The 16,377-nt window shown below is 69.3% G+C and carries 15 protein-coding genes; 4 read left to right on the top strand and 11 right to left on the bottom strand.

Going from position 1 to position 16,377, the window contains the following annotated elements; translation table 11 throughout:
- Positions 1 to 153: 153 nt before the first annotated feature.
- The 4 genes from AC1DKV_RS03650 to AC1DKV_RS03635 all read right to left on the bottom strand — a co-directional run bounded on the left by AC1DKV_RS03650 (position 154) and on the right by AC1DKV_RS03635 (position 5,685).
- Positions 154 to 2,214, bottom strand: a complete 2,061-nt coding sequence (locus tag AC1DKV_RS03650) for a sigma-54-dependent Fis family transcriptional regulator (RefSeq protein ID WP_477137468.1) — start codon at positions 2,212 to 2,214, stop codon at positions 154 to 156.
- 249 nt (positions 2,215 to 2,463) lie between these two features.
- Complete coding sequence (locus AC1DKV_RS03645; protein ID WP_441617341.1) at positions 2,464 to 3,204, bottom strand: haloacid dehalogenase type II; 741 nt, start codon at positions 3,202 to 3,204, stop codon at positions 2,464 to 2,466.
- Between the two features lie 23 nt (positions 3,205 to 3,227).
- Positions 3,228 to 4,202, bottom strand: a complete 975-nt coding sequence (locus tag AC1DKV_RS03640; RefSeq protein ID WP_441650294.1) for an aldo/keto reductase — start codon at positions 4,200 to 4,202, stop codon at positions 3,228 to 3,230.
- 466 nt (positions 4,203 to 4,668) lie between these two features.
- Positions 4,669 to 5,685 (bottom strand): LLM class flavin-dependent oxidoreductase, encoded by a 1,017-nt coding sequence (locus AC1DKV_RS03635; protein ID WP_441650295.1) that lies wholly within the window; start codon positions 5,683 to 5,685, stop codon positions 4,669 to 4,671.
- A 140-nt stretch (positions 5,686 to 5,825) separates the two neighbouring features.
- Between AC1DKV_RS03635 and AC1DKV_RS03630 the strand changes: the two genes are divergently transcribed.
- Complete coding sequence (locus tag AC1DKV_RS03630) at positions 5,826 to 6,512, top strand: TetR/AcrR family transcriptional regulator (protein ID WP_441617335.1); 687 nt, start codon at positions 5,826 to 5,828, stop codon at positions 6,510 to 6,512.
- Here AC1DKV_RS03630 and AC1DKV_RS03625 read toward each other — a convergent pair.
- Entirely contained in the window at positions 6,509 to 6,976 is a 468-nt protein-coding gene (locus AC1DKV_RS03625) for a YbaN family protein (RefSeq protein ID WP_441617333.1), read from the bottom strand. The genes AC1DKV_RS03630 and AC1DKV_RS03625 overlap by 4 nt on opposite strands.
- Positions 6,977 to 6,982: 6 nt before the next feature.
- Positions 6,983 to 7,111, bottom strand: coding sequence for a hypothetical protein (locus AC1DKV_RS03620; protein WP_441650296.1), 129 nt, complete (start codon positions 7,109 to 7,111; stop codon positions 6,983 to 6,985).
- A 519-nt stretch (positions 7,112 to 7,630) separates the two neighbouring features.
- On the opposite strand from AC1DKV_RS03620, the gene AC1DKV_RS03615 reads away from it, so the two are divergent.
- Positions 7,631 to 8,140 (top strand): MarR family winged helix-turn-helix transcriptional regulator, encoded by a 510-nt coding sequence (locus AC1DKV_RS03615; protein ID WP_441617330.1) that lies wholly within the window; start codon positions 7,631 to 7,633, stop codon positions 8,138 to 8,140.
- Positions 8,141 to 8,146: 6 nt separating this feature from the next.
- Here AC1DKV_RS03615 and AC1DKV_RS03610 read toward each other — a convergent pair whose 3' ends face one another.
- Entirely contained in the window at positions 8,147 to 10,486 is a 2,340-nt protein-coding gene (locus AC1DKV_RS03610) for a xanthine dehydrogenase family protein molybdopterin-binding subunit (protein WP_441650297.1), read from the bottom strand.
- Between the two features lie 146 nt (positions 10,487 to 10,632).
- On the opposite strand from AC1DKV_RS03610, the gene AC1DKV_RS03605 reads away from it, so the two are divergent.
- Positions 10,633 to 11,367, top strand: coding sequence for a TetR/AcrR family transcriptional regulator (locus AC1DKV_RS03605; protein WP_441650298.1), 735 nt, complete (start codon positions 10,633 to 10,635; stop codon positions 11,365 to 11,367).
- A gap of 10 nt (positions 11,368 to 11,377) precedes the next feature.
- Here the strand turns inward: AC1DKV_RS03605 and AC1DKV_RS03600 are convergent, their stop codons facing one another.
- Genes AC1DKV_RS03600 through AC1DKV_RS03585 form a run of 4 tightly spaced genes read right to left on the bottom strand, consistent with a single transcriptional unit; the run spans position 11,378 to position 14,750 of the window.
- Positions 11,378 to 12,016, bottom strand: coding sequence for an N-carbamoylsarcosine amidohydrolase (locus tag AC1DKV_RS03600; RefSeq protein ID WP_441650299.1), 639 nt, complete (start codon positions 12,014 to 12,016; stop codon positions 11,378 to 11,380).
- Positions 12,006 to 13,109, bottom strand: a complete 1,104-nt coding sequence (locus tag AC1DKV_RS03595) for a 2,5-dihydroxypyridine 5,6-dioxygenase NicX family protein (protein WP_441650300.1) — start codon at positions 13,107 to 13,109, stop codon at positions 12,006 to 12,008. The genes AC1DKV_RS03600 and AC1DKV_RS03595 overlap by 11 nt, the downstream gene beginning before the upstream one ends.
- 28 nt (positions 13,110 to 13,137) lie before the next feature.
- The gene (locus AC1DKV_RS03590; protein WP_441650301.1) at positions 13,138 to 13,980 is read right to left on the bottom strand and encodes an alpha/beta fold hydrolase; all 843 of its coding nucleotides are present in this window, start codon (positions 13,978 to 13,980) and stop codon (positions 13,138 to 13,140) included.
- Positions 13,981 to 13,997: 17 nt separating this feature from the next.
- The gene (locus tag AC1DKV_RS03585) at positions 13,998 to 14,750 is read right to left on the bottom strand and encodes a maleate cis-trans isomerase family protein (RefSeq protein WP_477115665.1); all 753 of its coding nucleotides are present in this window, start codon (positions 14,748 to 14,750) and stop codon (positions 13,998 to 14,000) included.
- 381 nt (positions 14,751 to 15,131) lie between these two features.
- Between AC1DKV_RS03585 and AC1DKV_RS03580 the strand changes: the two genes are divergently transcribed.
- Positions 15,132 to 16,286, top strand: a complete 1,155-nt coding sequence (locus AC1DKV_RS03580; protein ID WP_441617319.1) for an FAD-dependent monooxygenase — start codon at positions 15,132 to 15,134, stop codon at positions 16,284 to 16,286.
- Positions 16,287 to 16,377 lie beyond the last annotated feature (91 nt).

Genomic DNA, 16,377 nt, shown 5'->3' with positions numbered 1-16,377 from the left:
CACGCGCGCAGGGCAGGAAAAGCGCGGGATTACCCGCAGGAAAAAGGGACTTTGGCCGGGCGTGGCGGCGCACCGCGTGACAGGTGTCACAGCATCAGGTGTACGGCCGCTGGACAGGTGTCGCGAGGCGCGGGGCGCAGCGCGGCGCCGCGCTCAGTCGTGCGCCGCGTCGCGCTGGTTGGGGGACGCGATGCCGTAGCGCGCCATGCGCCGGTACAGCGTCATGCGGCTCACGCCGATCTGGCGTGCCACCGCGCTGAGGTTCCAGCCGGCGGCGCGCAGATATTGCATCAGCAACATCGCTTCGGGCGGCAGCTGGTGCGGATCGAAGCCGGGTGCCGGCGACGCCATCGCCGGCACCTGGACCGGGACCGGCTGCGCCATGGTGGCGGCCGGCGCCGCCGGCGCGGCCGCCGTGGCAAGCAGGCCTTGCTGGCGCGCCGCCGCGCCAATGCCTTCGGGCAGGTCTTCCACCTCGATATGTCCGTCGGTGCAGATCGCGCGCGCATACTCGAGCGCGTTGCGCAGTTCGCGCAGGTTGCCGGGCCAGGCATGCGCGTGCAGGCGCGCGCGCGCCGCCGGCGACAGGCTGACGGCGCCGGCGCCGGCGCCGATGCCAGTGCCAGTGCCAGTGCCAGTGCCAGTGCCAAGCATCTTGCCGATCAGCCAGTCGAGGTCCGAGCGCTCGCGCAGCGGCGGCAGCATCAGGCGGGCGCCGTTGAGCCGGTAGTAGAGGTCTTCGCGGAAGCGGCCGCTGCTCACCAGCTGGTCCAGCGGATGGTGGGTGGCGGAGATCACGCGCACACTGACCGGCACCGGCCGCGCCGCGCCGATGGCCAGCACCTCGCCTTCGGCCAGCACGCGCAGCAGGCGCGATTGCAGCTCGCGCGGCATGTCGCCGATCTCGTCGAGGAACAGGGTGCCGCCGTCCGCTTCCTGGATGAGGCCGCGCTTGGGCCGCGAGCCGGCGCCCGAGAAGCTGTTGGGCAGGTGGCCGAACAGCTCGCTCTCGATCAGCGATTCGGGGATCGCCGCGCAGTTCACCGCCACGAAGGGCCCCTGGCGGCGTCCGCTGGACTGGTGCAGCGCCTTGGCGAGATATTCCTTGCCGCTGCCGGTCTCGCCGTTGATCAGCAGGTTGATCGGGGAGTCGACCAGCTTGGCGGCGCGCAGCAATTGCTGCTGCAGCGCGTCATCGCCGCCGCACAGGGCCGCCAGCGGCGCTTGCAGCGGCGGGCTGCGCACGGCGGCGGCCGGCTGCCAGCGCAGGGCCGGCGGCATCACGCTCAGGTAGAGCCGCGTGCCGCTGCGCGACAGGGCCAGCGCGCGCTGCTCGCTCGGGCGCGAATGCACGAAGCGGCCCAGTTCGTCGAGGCGCGCGTCGAACAGCGCCTCGAAGGCCATGCCAAGCAGGGGCGCCCCGCCCAGGCCGGGTTCGGCCCCCAGCATCTGCTGCGCGCGGCGGTTGTGCCCGACCACGCGGCCGCCGGCGTCGAGCGCGAGCAGGTATTCCGGGTTCACGTCGACGAATTCCGGCGCGGCATTGAGCTTGAGGATCCAGTCTTCGCGATGGCTGCGCAGGAAGCTGGCGTTCTCGATATGGCTGGCGTAGATGCGCACCATCTGCAGCGCCAGGCCCTGGCTGTCCTTGGCCTGCGGCGAGGTCAGCGCGGAGATGTCGAGGATGGCGCAGAGGCTGCCGTGCGAATCGAACAGCGGCGCGGCGGTGCAGGTCAGCGGGATATGGGTGGCGTCGAAATGGTCGGCCTGGTGCACGGTCAGCGCCTGCCCGGTGGCCAGCGCGGTGCCCACCGCGCAGGTGCCGGCGCCGGCCTCGCTCCACTGCGCGCCCAGGTACAGGCCGGCGCGGCGCAGGCGCGCATCGGCACTGGCGTCGCCGAGGTAGTCCACCGTCACGCCCTGCGCGTCGGTGAGCAGCACCACGTAGCCCATGCCGGCGACCTGGCTGTACAGCGTCTGCAGCCCGTGGCGCGCGATGCGGGCGAAATCGTCGATGCGCTGCTGGTGCTCGCGCAGGCGCGTCTGCGGCAGGATGCAGGCCTGCTGCATGCGCGCCGGGTCCAGGCCGTACTGGTGCACGCAGCGCCGCCAGGAGTTCTGGATGATGGTCTCGGGCGCGCGCGGCAACAGCGCGCCGGCGTGCGTGGTGAGCTGCACTACCGCATCGATGTGCTCGCGTTGCCGCAGGTCCATCGTCGTCTCCTTGTCGTCTCCCGGCCTGGCGCCGTCGCCGGCTCTATGTGCCTCTGGAATGACGGGCGGCCGGGAATCCTAATGTATCCGACAGGGAGCCGCTTGGGCAAACCGCTTGGGCAAACCTCTTCATGCGATGTGCGGCCTGCACTTCATGCGCCGCGCACGCGCGCGGATCTCCGCCCTGGATGTGCGCGGGCCGGCGCATGCGACGACCCGCGCGAAACGGAAAGCACGAAACCGGGCGGATCAGCAGATCCGGTCCGCCAGCTCGGTCATGCTGCTCACCACCACATCCCAGTCGGATTCGGCGGCAAGATCCCTGGACTGGTTCGGGCCATATTCGGCAGGCCGGTTGACGTAGGCGGTGCGCATGCCGTGCGAGCGCCCGTGGCGCAGGTCGTCGTTGTGCGCCGCCACCAGCATCACCTCGTGCGGGCGCAGGCCGAGAAAGCCGATCACGCCCCGGTAGATCCTCGGGTCCGGCTTGAAATGCCGCACGATATCGGCGCTGAACACCGCGTCCCAGGGCAGGCCGGCATGCCTGGCGGTATTCACCAGGCAGGACACGCTACCGTTGGAAAACGTGGAGATGATGTAGCGCTGCTTCAGGCGCGTGAGGCCCGGCACGGTGTCGGGCCAGCCCGAGAGCCGGTGCCAGGCGCGGTTGAGATAGTCCTTCTCCACTTCGTCCAGGCCTTCGATGCCGAACTCGTCGAGCAGCACGTCGAGCCGCTCGCGGTGCAGCACGTCGATATTGGCCCAGGGCCGCTCGCCCTCGCGCACGCGGTCCATGCCGGGCACGTAGCCGGCGCGCCAGGCATCGGCGAACGCCACCCAGTCCGCCTCGATGCCCTTGCGCTTGCCGAACGCGGCGAGGTCGGCGCTGACGCTGCTGCGCCAGTCCACCACCGTGCCGAACACATCGAACACCAGCGCCTTGACCTCGCCAAGCCCGTGGCCCTTGCTGTCTTCCTTCTTGCTGTCCATGTCCGCTCCAGGTTCGGCCGCGCTCAGGCGCTGGCCTTGTCGAGCAATGCGATATCGTCCGCGCCCAGTTGCAGGCGCGTGGCGGCGATCAGGTCGTCGAGCTGCGCGACCGAGGTGGCGCTGGCGATGGGCGCGGTGATGCTGGGACGCGCGATCTGCCACGCCAGCGCGACCCGCGTGGGATTGGCGCCGTGCCGCGCCGCCACATCGTCCAGTGCGGCCAGGATGCCCAGGCCGCGCGCATCCAGGTAGGCCTTGACCCGCTGGCCGCGCGCGCTGCTCTTGTCGAGATCGGCCTCGGAGCGGTACTTGCCGCTCAGGAAGCCGCTGGCCAGCGCGTAGTAGTTGAACACCCCGATCCCTTCGCGCAGTACCAGCGTTTCCAGCTCGCTCTCATACTCATTGCGGGTGTAAAGATTGTAGTGCGGCTGCAGGCTCTCGTAGCGCGGCAGGCCGAGGCGCCGGCTGGTCTCCAGCGCCTCGGCCAGGCGCGCGGCGGTGTAGTTGGAAGCACCGATGGCGCGCACCTTGCCGGCCTTGATGAGACGGTCGTAGGTGTCCAGCGTCTCCTCCAGCGGCGTGTCCTGGTCGTCGGTGTGCGATTGGTAGAGATCGATGTAGTCGGTCTGCAGGCGCTGCAGCGAGGCGTCCACCGCGCGCTCGATATAAGCGCGCGACAGGCCCTTGCGGCCTTCGCCCATGTCCATGCCGACCTTGGTCGCCAGCACGACATCGGCGCGCTTGCCGCTGCGCCTGAACCATTTGCCGAGGATGGCCTCGGATTCGCCACCCTGGTTGCCGGGTACCCAGCGGGAATAGACGTCGGCCGTGTCGATGAAATTGAGTCCGGCGCCGACGAAGGCATCCAGCAACCTGAACGAAGTGGCTTCGTCGACACTCCAGCCGAACACATTGCCGCCGAATGCCAGCGGCGAGACTTCCAGCCCGGACCTGCCCAGTTTGCGCCTGGTGATGCTGTTGGTGATGCTTGAGGTCATCCGTGTTGCTCCGCGAGTTGCATCGAACCGCCCCCGTCAGACCGCTGTCGGGCCGCTGCCCTGCCCGAACCCCATCTGGCATGACTGCCGGCGGCAAAGGTGCCGCGCCGGTCCAGGCGCGGCGAAAAGCACATTGTAGGCAGGGAACGCAAAGCTTGCCGGCGGCAGCGCGCCAGGCCGGCGCGCTGGCGGTGAATGCACCGGAGATCGCGCGGCGTGGCGGCGAGAACAGACCACCGGCATCGGGCAGGTCGGGCAGGCGGTCAACCAGATGGATGCGGTGCCGCAGCAGGACGCCGCGCTGGTGAAACAGGCCGCGGCAGCGGCCCAGGCGCTGGCGGAGCAGGCGCAGTCGATGATGCGCGCGGTCGGCGTGTTCAAGCTCGCCGCCTGGCGCGTCTTGTTCCGCGCCGGCGTGCGAGCCGGCAAGGGCGGCCCGGCCGCCCTGTCTATTTTCCGGCGCGCCTCAGATGGCGGCGCGCGCGGCGGGCTCCAGTTCCTTCATCACTTGCGCCGCGATTTCGAACGAGCGCAGCCGCGCTTGGTGATCGTGGATCTGCGCGGTAAGCATCAGCTCGTCCGGGCGCAGGTCGTCGACAAAGCGCTGCACGCCGGCGCGCACGCCCTGCGCGTCCCCCACCACCGAGCATGCCAGCGAGCGGCGGATATGGGTGGCCTCGGTCTCGCTCCACAGCGATTCGATATCGTCCACCGGCGCGCGGATCGGGCCCGGCGTGCCGCGCACCAGCGCCAGGAACTGCTGCTGCAGCGAGCTGAACAGCCGGCGCGCCCGCGCATCGCTGTCTGCGGCGAAGACGTTGAGGCCAAGCATGACGTGGGGCCTGGCCAGTTGCTCGGAGGGCCGGAAGGTCTGGCGGTAGAGATCCACCGCCTGGCGCATGAAGCCCGGCGCGAAGTGCGAGGCAAAGGCGAAGGGCAGGCCCATGGCGGCGGCCAGCTGCGCGCTGAACAGGCTCGAGCCGAGCAGCCACAGCGGCACCTTCAGGCCCGCGCCTGGCACGGCGCGCAGCCGCTGGCCGGGGCGCGGCGCATCGAAGTACGCTTGCAGCTCTTCCACGTCCTGCGGGAAGGCGTCGGCGGTATCCTGCGTGGCGCTGCGGCGCAGCGCGCGCGCGGTGGACTGGTCGGTGCCGGGCGCGCGGCCCAGGCCGAGGTCGATGCGGCCGGGAAACAAGGCTTCGAGCGTGCCAAACTGCTCGGCCACCACCAGCGGCGAGTGATTCGGCAGCATGATGCCGCCCGAACCCACGCGGATGGTGGAAGTGCCGTTGGCGACATAACCGATCAGCACGGCCGTGGCGGCGCTGGCGATGCCGGGCATATTGTGGTGCTCGGCCAGCCAGAAACGATGGTAGCCAAGACGCTCGGCGTGCTGCGCGAGCGCCAGCGAGTTGCGCATGGCCTGGCCGGCATCGCCGCCTTCCACGATGGGGGACAGGTCAAGCAGGGAATAGGGAATCATGGCGACGAAGATTGACTGCGACGGATGGCGGCAAAACGTCCCGCGGAAGGTCCGGCGGAAGAACGGCGGCCAGCCCGGCAATTTATTGAACGATCGCTATATTAATCACACGCTGGTGCGACTGGCAACGGAAAAATATAATGACCACTATGAAAAAGAGTGTTTCCGGTGCGGGCCGCGGACGGCCCAGGCAATTCGATCGCGAGACGGCGCTGGGCCAGGCCTTGTCGCTGTTCTGGCGATATGGCTATGAATCCACTTCGATCGCCACGCTGACCGAGGCGATGTCGATCACGGCGCCGAGCCTGTACGCCGCGTTCGGCAGCAAGGAGCAGTTGTTCTACGAGGCGGTGGAGCGCTATGCGCAGACGCATGGCGCGCTGCTGTACGGGCCGCTCGAGGCCGGCGGCAGCGCCCGCGACGCCGTGCACGGGCTGCTCCGCGGCGCGGCCGCGCTGTTCAGCGCCAAGGGCAATCCGGCCGGCTGCTTCCTCATGAGCGGCACCAGCCATTCGGCGGACTGCGCCTATATCGAGGACACCCTGCGCCAGCGTCGCCGCGAGAAGGAACAAGCCATGCAGGCGCGCATCGAGGCCGGCATCGCACAAGGCGAGCTTGCCGCGGACGCCGACGCCGCAGCGCTCGCGCGCTTCTTCAACGCAGTGATGCAGGGCATGTCGATGCAGGCGCGCGACGGCGCCACGCGTATCGCGCTGGAACAGATGGCGGAGATGGCGATGCAGGCGTGGCCCGGCAAGGCCGTGAAAGCGGCGCGCGCCACCAGGGCCACCAGGGCCGCCAGGGGGCGGGAGGTGCAGGCGGCCTAGCCCGGCGGCTCGGGACGGCACCACAGCCAGGCCAGCACGCACGCCATGCAGGCAATCGCGCCATAGGCCAGCCAGGGCCGGTGCATGCCGAACAGCAGCACGCCGGCGCACACCGTCATCGCGGCCGTGGCGCTCCATTTGGCGCGCCGGCTGACCATGCGGCCGTGATGCCAGTTATAGAGCATGGGCCCGAACACGCGATGGCCCAGCAACCATGCATGCAGGCGCGGCGAGCCCTTGGCCGCGGCCCACGCGGACAGCAGCACGAACTCCGTGCTCGGCAGCCCCGGCACGAACAGCCCCAGGATGGCCACGCCCAGGCTCAGCAGCGCCAGCGCCGTCAGCAGCGCGCGCGCGGTGCGCGTGCGCGCCAGCCGCAGCGGGGTGTCTTGGGAAGCCTCCGCGGCGGCGGCCCTCGTAGGCGGCACCGCGTCGCGCGCGCAGGCTGCGTCGGCATCATCCAAGGCTTGTCACCACAGTGAGGAATGGCGCCGCAGCAACGCGCCGAAGCGGTCGAAGGCATCCTGCGCGGCGGTCTCGTGCTTGAGACGCTGCGGCAGCGTAAGTCTGTCTGGAGAGGCGGCAAGGGCCGGCAGCATGTCTCGGTTTCTCTCGGTTTGGCCGGCGCGGATGCTTCGGCGACTGGACGCGCCCACTGCGCCAGCACGCGGCCGTGCCCATTGTCGCGCGCCGCCACGGCAGGGGGCAAGGTGAGACCCTGACGCCCGTGCTGGCTTTCGCACACAGGCAAGGCCGGAATCCGGCGCGAATTCCCGTACGCGGCACACCGCACGGCACGGCATATAGTAGCGCTTCGGCGGCAGTCGCCGGCGCCAGTGCCTTGGCCTGGGACAGACGCTGCCAACGAGGTCGGAATCAGGGCGAGGTTCATTCACCTAGCTGGAGGGATTGCGCGGCTACCCGCCGACGTCCGATGGTTTGCCGTCGCGCTGCCCGGCGACGCCGTGGCGGTTGTGAAATGCTGCCCGTGCGGCATCCTTGCGCTGCGTCATGCCGCGCATGCAATGCGCAGGAATGGCACGCGATAAATGCTGCCGCGCACGGTCACGGCCGGTATACTCGCAGGCACGTCTACCCCTGCCTGCAGACCGCTCATCGTGTCCTCTTCCTCCGCGCACAAGACCGCCGCGCAAGCACCCGCCGCCGCACCCTACGATTTCACCGAGCAGGTCGGCCACCTGCTGCGGCGCGCCTACCAGCGCCATGTGGCGATCTTCCAGCAGACCATTGCCGATTCGCAGCTCACCGCCGCGCAGTTCGTGGTGATGTGCGCGGTCAACGACCGCGGCTCCTGCTCGCTCAGCGAGATCGTGCGCGCCACCGCCATCGACCAGGCCACCGTGCGTGGCATCATCGAGCGGCTCAAGGCGCGGGCGCTGGTGGCGGTATCGCACGATGCCAACGACCGCCGCAAGGTGGTGGTCACCGTCACGCCGGGCGGTCTCGCGCTGATCGAGGAAACGGTGCCGTTCGCGCACCGCATCTCCGAGCAGACCTTCGGCGACCTCAACCCGGCCGAACGTGTGGCGATCCTCTACCTGCTGCGCAAGATGAGCGAGTGCGACGAACGCGGCGAACGCGACGCCGCGCCGGACGCGCAGGCGTAGCCGGCGTCAGGCCGGCTGCGCGATGCTGCCGGCCAGCGCCGCCAGCACCGCCTCCGGCGTGAAGGGCGCGCGCCGCAGCCGCACGCCGGTGGCATCGAACAAGGCATTGGCAATGGCCGGCGCGCCCGGCAGCGAAGCCGACTCACCGGCGCCCATGGGCGCTTCCTCCTGCCGTTCCAGCAACAGCACCTCGATCGGCGGCAGTTCCGGGAAGGCCAGCAGCGGATAGCTGCCCCATTCGCGGCTTGCCACGCCCGCCGCGTCGAAACGCACCTGTTCCTTGAGCACGCGGCCAAGGGCCTGCACCACGTTGCCCTGCACCTGGTGGCGCACGCCGTCGGGGTTGACCATCATGCCCGTGTCCTGCGCGACCACCAGCCGCTGCACGACGATCTCGCCGGTATCGGGCGCCACCGTGAGGTCTACCACCCAGGCCGCCCAGGCGGCGCCGAAACCGGGAAACCGGCTATGGACATAGCGGGCGTAAGCCACGCCGCGCCCGCGCAGCAGGCCGTCCGCGCCAGGCGTGCCGCGCGTGCCGCGCGCGCCTTCGCGCCAGCCGGCGTGCGTCGCCAGTTCGCGCAACAGCGCGCTGGCGCGTTCGTCGGGCAGGTGGCGCAGGCGGAAGGCGAGCGGATCGGCGCCGGCTTCGTGGGCGATCTCGTCGATCAGGCACTCGTGCGCGAACACATTGGGCAACGCCGAGACGCCGCGCAGCCAGGAGGCCCGCACGATGGCCGGCGTGTCATCGCAGGCGATGCGCGCACTGGCGTAGTGGTACGGCGGCACCGCGGTGCGGTCGCCCATCTGCAGCGTGCGCGGGGCATTGTCGACGATGCCGGTGAGCAGCAACGCCAGCGTGGGCGCGTCATTGGACGGATAGCGGCTGACGAAGTCATAGGCAAGCAGGTCGCCGGCGGCGCCGATGGCCGCGCGCACGTCCATCAGCTGCGCCGCGCCCTTGGGCTCCCACAGGTGTTCCTGTTCGCGGCTGAGCTGCACGCGCACGGGCCGCTTCACCGCGCGCGAAAGCAGCACGGCGTCGGCGCAGACGTCGTCGGCGCAGTTACGCCCGTAGCACCCGGCAGCCTCCATGCGCACGATCTCGATACAGCCTTCGTCGAGACCGGTGAGGCGCGCGAGATCGATGCGCAGGACATGCGGGTTCTGCGTGCCGGACCACACGGTGAGGCCGTCGTCGCGGTAGTCGGCCACGGCACACGAGGGGCCGATCGATGCATGCATCTGGAACGGCCATGCATAGCTGCGCGACAGCACCTTGCCGCTGCCCCGCGCGGCTTCGAGCGCGCCGGCCACGTCGCCTTCGTCCACCAGCTGGCGGCGCGTGGCGGGGTTGGCGCGCAGCGCGGCCTCCGCCTCGCCCGGGCCATTGAGCGCGGGCAGCGGCGGCACCGGCTTCCAGTCCACGCGCAGGCGGCGCGCGGCCTGCATGGCCTGCTCCTCGCGCTGCGCCACCACGCCGACGAAATCGCCCTGCACCACCACGTCGATGACGCCGCGCACGCCCTCGAGCGAGGCGCGGTCCACCCCGCGCAGGCTGGTGCCGACGAAGTCGCCGCAATCGCGGCCTGCGTAGGGCGGACGCACCACGCGGCCGTGCACCATGCCGGGTACGCGCACGTCATGCACGAAGGCCAGTTGCGCCGTGGCCTTGGCGGGAATATCGACACGCGCCGCGGCGCGGCCGACCACGCGGTATTCGGAGACCGGCTTGGTGTCGAACTGGTCGGCCAGCGGCAACTCGACATGTTCGCCCGCCAGCAGTTCGGCATACGACAGTGCCTGGTCCGGCGCGCCCTTCACGTGCAGCCGGCAGTCGTCGGCGGCCAGCGTGGCGGCGGGCACGCCCAGCCGCTGCGCGGCACGTTCGCGCAGCCAGGCCATGGCCTGCGCCGCCGCGCGCCGCAGCGGCAGCGCCGAGATCTGGATGGTGGCGCTGGCAATGGTGGGGCCCTGGTTGGGCGTGGCCTCGGTATGGCCCAGCGTCATCGCCACGCGCGCGGCCGGCACGTCGAGCTCCTCGGCCACGATCTGCGCCAGCGAGGTGCGGATGCCGGTGCCGAGGTCCACATGGCCGTTGAAGGCGAGGATCTCGCCGTTGTCGAGCAGCGCCACGAAGATGTCAGGCTGCGCCGCCACATAGTCCGATGCCGCGCCGGGCTGCCCCGGCGCCGGACGCGGCGCGGCCTGTGGCGCGCGCGTCACCAGCAAGGCGCCTTGCCTGCGCAGCAGCGCGTCGCGCAGCGCGCCGGGCGAGGTCGCGGAGGCGGCCACTGACGATGATGCGCGCGCATCGGCCTGCGCGGCGGCGGGGTCGGTTTGCATGGCTTCCCTCACTCGTCCATCCCTTGTCCATCCCTTGTTCATCACTTCGGTGCGCGCGCGGGCGCCGCGTTTGCGGCGCGCCATGCCCTGCCCGTTATACTCCCAGCCTTGATCAGCACAGCAACGCGGCTTCAGGCCCCAGACATATGAACACCCCGACCGCTAGGAAGAGCGCGGCAGCCGGAACCCGGGCCCGGCAGGCTCAGGACACCCGGGCCAAGATCCTCAAGGCAGCCATCAAGGTCTTCGCCATGGGCGGCTACGAGGGCGGGCGCGTGGAACGCATCTCGTCGCTGGCCAAGACCTACGACCGCATGATCTATTACTACTTCGGCAGCAAGGAAAAGCTGTTCGTCGAAGTGCTGGAAACCATCTACACCCAGCTCAACGAGGCCGAACAGGCACTCAAGCTCGACGCCGGGGACCCCGTGCGCGCACTGACGCAACTGGTCGACTTCGTCTGGAACTACTACCTGGAGCATCCCGAGTTCGTCGCCATCCTGTCGAGCGAGAACATGAGCCAGGGCAAGCACGCCAAGAAATCCGGCCGGCTCAGGGACATTTCCAGCTATGCCTTGTCGGTGCTCGACGGCATCCTCGAGCGCGGCAAGGCCGCCGGCCTGTTTCATGCCGATGTGCGCGCCCGCGATGTCTACCTGGTGATCGCCTCGCTGGGCTACTTCTACAACTCGAACCATCATACGCTCAGCGCCTTCCTGGGCGAGCCGATGATGAGCAAGGCCGCGCTCGAGCACTGGCGCAACATGATGCAGCGCACCGTGCTGAGCACGGTCTGCGTGGTCCCGTCCGGCAGCGCGCCGGTCGCGGCGCCGACGGAGCCCGCGCCTCCCAGGAAGGCCGCGCGCGCCCGGCGCGCCTAGCCGCCCCGGCTCAGCGCGCATCGCCACCGGCGCGCGCCAGCAACGCCAGCGCCTCGTCGCGCGGCATCACGCTGGCGTATTTCTGCGCCATGTCGAACAGGTTGGCGTCGTGCGGGCCGATAGCGCGGTCGCCCACGCAATCGGACAGCACCAGCGGGCGAAAGCCCAGCGACATCGCATCGACCACGCTGGCGCGCACGCAGCCGCTGGTGACGCAGCCCGCCACCAGCAGCGTCTGCACGCCACGCTGCGTCAGCCACGCCGCCAGCGAGGTGCCGAAGAAGGCCGAGGGCACCGTCTTGCGCACCACCAGCTCGCCGGCGCGCGGCGCGAGCTGCGGCACGATGGCGCTGTCGTGGCTGGCTTCCTTCAGGCCCAGCATGCCGGGCACCTTCAGGGTGAAGATATTCTGGTCGCTGTCGTCGTCGGCGAACACGATGCGGCTGTGCGCCACCGGCCAGCCCTGCTCTCGCGCGGTGGCCAGCAACGGCACGGTGTTGGCGATGGCGGCAGGGATATTGCCGCCGCCGAACACCTCCGGATTGGCGAAGCCGTTGACGAAGTCGATGATCAGCAGGCCGTAGGGCGCCCTGGGCGCCAGCGTGGCGCCAAAGCCCTGGCGCTGGTAGGTGGTGGCTTCATCGTGCATGGGTGGCTCCGCTCTCGTGTGTTTGCCCCTGGTTCGACTGCGCCTGGCCGGCCTGGTGCCAGCCGTCCAGCACCTTGCCGCGCTCGACCACCGCCTCACCATCGAGCCGCACGGTGCAATGCCGCACCGGGATATCGATATGGCAAGCCGTGGTGCGGCTGCCGCCGGCCTCGTTGTTGGGACCGAAGGAGCACAGGAAATTGCCTTCGAAGGCGCGTGCGTCCATGCCGATGGTGGCCTCGCGGTCGTACATGGCCAGCGTGGACCAGCGCGCGCGCGGCTGCAGGCCCCAGCCGATATGCGACATGGCGTAGGCCTCCGGATCGTTGAAGGAGGCCATGTAGTCGCTCAGCAGGTCGGCGTCGAGGCCGCCTTCGATATGCGTGACATAGCCATTGCGCACGGTGATGTCGACGGGCGCCTGCACATAGGACTTCATCGGCAGCAGGATGTCGCCGCGGTCGAGCACGATGCGTCCGCTGGTGCCGCCCTCGTTCGGCCAGGTCAGCACGAAGCCACTCGGCCAGTGGTCCCAGCGCCCGGGCTTGTCGACGAAACCGTACTCGCTGATGGCCGGGAACTCGCCCAGCGCGCAGCGCAGGTCGGTGCCGGCGCCGGACGTGATGTGCATTTCCCTGGCGCGCCCGAGCCGCGCGGTGGCGGCCATGACGCGCGCGCGGTCGTCCTCGGTGGGCACCAGGCGCACCAGCACTTCGGGCGGCTCCACCGCCAGCAGGATCTTGGTGCCGCCGGACAGGATCTCGTGCTGCTCGGGCGAGAACAGCAGCGTCATCAGGTCCAGCACCAGGTCGCTGGCCTTGAGCGCGGCGATGGCGGCCGGGTTGCCGGTCAGCGGCGTGGTGCCGAGATAGGCCAGCGCGTCGCGGCTGAGCGCGCGCTCGCCGTTGACGGGCGGCAGGTCGAGCCGGTTGACGATGGCGCCCATCGACGCCGCCGCGAGTTGCGCGGTGCGCAGCGTCTGCGGGTGGGTGGCGGCGCCGGTCAGCACCGTGACGGTCTGTCCGGGCTGCAGCCTGGACAAGGTGAGCACCTGGCGCCAGGCCTGGGTCAGGTCGTGATCGCTTACGGGCATGGTTTCTCCTTGGTTGGCGGTGGCGCGCTCAGGCGGCGGTCTGGTCGCACACGAGCGGCGCGCCGAGGAAATCGCCGAACGCGCGGTAGAAGCCGGCTTCGTCGTCCCACGGGATCATGTGGCCGGCATCGGGCACGCGCGCCACCAGCACGGCGGGCAGCAGGCCGCGGATCTCCTCGATATCTTCCGCGCGGATGACATCGCCGCGGCCGGCCACCATCAGCAGCGCGGGCACGCGCAGCGCCGGCAGGTCGGCGTGGATATCGTCGCGATGGAAGTCCTCGAAGCTGGCCACCACCGCGCGTTCGTCGCAGGTATGCAGCCACTCGGCGCGCAGGCGCAACTGGTCCTGCGTCCAGGTCGGGCAGAAGCGCCGCATGCCCTCGGCATCGATGCCCTGCCGCGCCAGGCGGATCGAATCGACATACCAGGGCAGTTGCGACGGATAGGCGCGGCGGCCCGGACCGGACACCGGCGGGTCCACCATCACCAGGCGGGTCAGCCCGGCGGGATTGGCGCGCGCCGCACGGATGCCGATGCGCGCGCCCATCGAGTGGCCGACGATGGCGTAGCGCGCAAGGCCGAGTGCCCGGGCAAAGGCAAGCACATCGGCGCCCTGCGCATCGAGGCCGTAGTCAAGCGTATCGCCCGCGGCCGACAGGCCGCGGCCGCGCACATCGAGGACATAGGTATCGAAGTGCTGGCCGAACCGTTCGCCGACGAAGCCCCAGGTGACGGCCGGGCTGGTGATGCCGGGCACGATGATCACCGCGTCGCGCTGCGCGCGCGCGCCGGCGTTGCCGCCGTAGCGCAGGTAGTGCTGGCGGATGCCGTTGGCGGACACATGGCCGCCGTAGAGAAACTCGCTCATGGCTGGCTCTCTCGCGCTCAGTAGGCGCCCGACAGCAGCGCGCCCGCGCCGGGCACCACCGGTTCGAGATCGAGCTGCCTGAGGATGGCGTAGGTGGTGGCGATGGCGGCGGTGATGACAGGCTTGCCGGTCATGGCTTCCACCTTGGCCACGGCCGGCAGCGAGGGCATCTGCACGCAGGCGGACAGCACGATGGCATCCACGTCCTTCGTATTCATCTGCGCGACGATGCCCGGCAGGTTCGCAGGGTCGTGGCGGCCTACCTCCAGGTTGTCCGCGATCTCCAGCGCGCGCCAGTCCACCACCTCGTAGCCCTCATTGCGGATGTAGTCCACCACGAGCTCGGTCAGGGGCTTCATGTACGGCGCGACCACGGCGATGCGCTTCGCACCGATCACCTTGAGCGCGTCCACCAGCGCGCCGGCGCTGGTGATCACCGGCGCATCGGCGCCATTGGCCGCGGTATGGGCCTGCAGGCGCTTCTCGGAGACGCGGTGGTAGCCGTGTCCCATCGCCATGATCGCCACCAGGCAGGCGTAGCCCAGCACGTCGACGCGCGCGTCGCTCAGCTCCAGCGCGCAGCGGTCGGATTCGGCGTCCATTGCCGCCAGCTCTTCCTTGACCACTTTCTTCATGCGCATGCGGCTGGAATGGAAGGTGAAGCGTTCGGGCCGAACCAGCTGGCGCGCCGCGAGCATCGCCGGGATTTCGGTTTCCATCGTGGTGTTCGAGCTCGGCACGATCTGGCCGATACGGAAATTTTTCTGCACTGTCGACTCCATCATCCATCTGTTTTGTCCACCCGCCCAGGCGCTGCGCTTGCGTGGCCAGCTCCTTGCACGGCGGCCCGGCGGCTTGCCAGCGCCCCGGTACCTTGCGAACGATTGTAGTGTACACACTGTAATTTCACAACAAATCAATGCGCCGCGCGTGCCGCACTTATTCAGTGCTCGCTTAACGAAATGATGCCTGAAAATGGGCATATTTTCCCGTGTACAGTGCAATGCACCGCTGCAATCACATCCGGATAAGGGTTTTCCATAGGACGCGCATATCGTTCCTTTACTTCCATTTTTATGGTGTGTACACTCGATTTCACCAACTGGCCGAAAGGCCGCTCCAGACCCACATACATCGCCAGGAGAAATATCGTGCAAGGCAAACCACGGATCGCAATCATCGGGGCCGGACTGGGAGGGACCGCTGCCGCGGCGCTGCTGCAGCGCAGCGGCTTCGAGGTCAGGCTGTATGAGCAGGCTCCGGCGTTCTCGCGTCTGGGCGCGGGCATCCATGTGGGGCCCAATGTGATGAAGATCATGCGCCGCATCGGCATCGAGGATGCGCTCAACCAGATGGGCTGCCACCCGGATTTCTGGTACAGCCGCGACGGGCAGAGCGGCGAAGTGGTCGCGCAGATCCCGCTCGGCGACTACGCGCTGTCGCACTACGGGGCCAGCTACCTGACCGTGCACCGCGGCGATTTCCACGCCCTGCTGACCGAGGCGGTAGCGCCGGGCACGCTGCTGTTCGACAAGAAGCTGGACAGCGTGGAAGACCTGGGGCACGCGGTACGCCTGCGCTTTACCGACGGCACGGTGGACGAAGCCGATATCGTGATCGGCGCGGACGGCATCAATTCGCGCATCCGCGAGACCTTGCTGGGTGCCGAGCCGCCCCGCTACACCGGCTACGTGGCGCACCGCGCCGTGTTCCCGATCTCGCGCGTGAAGGGCTTCACGCACGACCGCTGCACCAAATGGTGGGCCGACGACCGTCACATGATGGTCTACTTCGACACCGGCAAGCTCGACGAGATCTACTACGTGACCGGCGTGCCCGAGCCCACCTGGGACCTGAGCAAGAGCTGGCTGCCGAGCAGCATCGAAGAGATGCGCGCTGCCTTCGACGGCTGGCACACAGGGGTGCAGTCGCTGATCGAGGGCACGGTGGAAGTCACCAAGTGGCCGCTGCTCGAGCGCGACCCGCTGCCGTTGTGGAGCCGCGGCCGCCTGGTGCTGCTGGGCGACGCCTGCCACCCGATGAAGCCGCACATGGCGCAGGGCGCGGCCATGGCGATCGAGGATGCCGCCATGCTGACGCGCTGCCTGGAGCAGACCGGACTGTCGGACTTCGGCACGGCCTTCTCGCTGTACGAGGCCAACCGCGCCGCGCGCGCCAGCAAGGTGCAGCTTGTTTCGCACAACAATACCTGGCTGCGCGCCAACGAGAACCCGGACTGGTGCTTCGGTTACGATGTGTTCAACGTGCCGCTGGCGCAAGCCGGGCAGGTGGCGATCGCCGCCTGAGCCAGATCCGGCAATACCGCCAGGCCCCCGGGGCCTCCGGCCGCACATGCCTGCCCACGTCGCAGGCATGGCGCCGGAGCCGGGGACCGGG

It is taken from the genome of Cupriavidus sp. 05T41 (genome assembly GCF_056396525.1).
The sequence above is the reverse complement of the archived record's forward strand: the minus strand, read 5'-3'. Positions and strand labels throughout refer to the sequence as shown.

Bases quoted from the DNA above. Each gene is read 5' to 3' on its own strand.
- AC1DKV_RS03600 (WP_441650299.1), bottom strand. From the start codon at position 12,016: ATGCACGATGAAGCCACCACCTACCAGCGCCAGGGCTTTGGCGCCACG.
- AC1DKV_RS03595 (WP_441650300.1), bottom strand. From the start codon at position 13,109: ATGCCCGTAAGCGATCACGACCTGACCCAGGCCTGGCGCCAGGTGCTC.
- AC1DKV_RS03610 (WP_441650297.1), bottom strand. From the start codon at position 10,486: ATGCAAACCGACCCCGCCGCCGCGCAGGCCGATGCGCGCGCATCATCG.
- AC1DKV_RS03590 (WP_441650301.1), bottom strand. From the start codon at position 13,980: ATGAGCGAGTTTCTCTACGGCGGCCATGTGTCCGCCAACGGCATCCGC.
- AC1DKV_RS03630 (WP_441617335.1), top strand. From the start codon at position 5,826: ATGACCACTATGAAAAAGAGTGTTTCCGGTGCGGGCCGCGGACGGCCC.
- AC1DKV_RS03645 (WP_441617341.1), bottom strand. From the start codon at position 3,204: ATGGACAGCAAGAAGGAAGACAGCAAGGGCCACGGGCTTGGCGAGGTC.
- AC1DKV_RS03620 (WP_441650296.1), bottom strand. From the start codon at position 7,111: ATGCTGCCGGCCCTTGCCGCCTCTCCAGACAGACTTACGCTGCCGCAG.
- AC1DKV_RS03635 (WP_441650295.1), bottom strand. From the start codon at position 5,685: ATGATTCCCTATTCCCTGCTTGACCTGTCCCCCATCGTGGAAGGCGGC.
- AC1DKV_RS03640 (WP_441650294.1), bottom strand. From the start codon at position 4,202: ATGACCTCAAGCATCACCAACAGCATCACCAGGCGCAAACTGGGCAGG.
- AC1DKV_RS03605 (WP_441650298.1), top strand. From the start codon at position 10,633: ATGAACACCCCGACCGCTAGGAAGAGCGCGGCAGCCGGAACCCGGGCC.
- AC1DKV_RS03650 (WP_477137468.1), bottom strand. From the start codon at position 2,214: ATGGACCTGCGGCAACGCGAGCACATCGATGCGGTAGTGCAGCTCACC.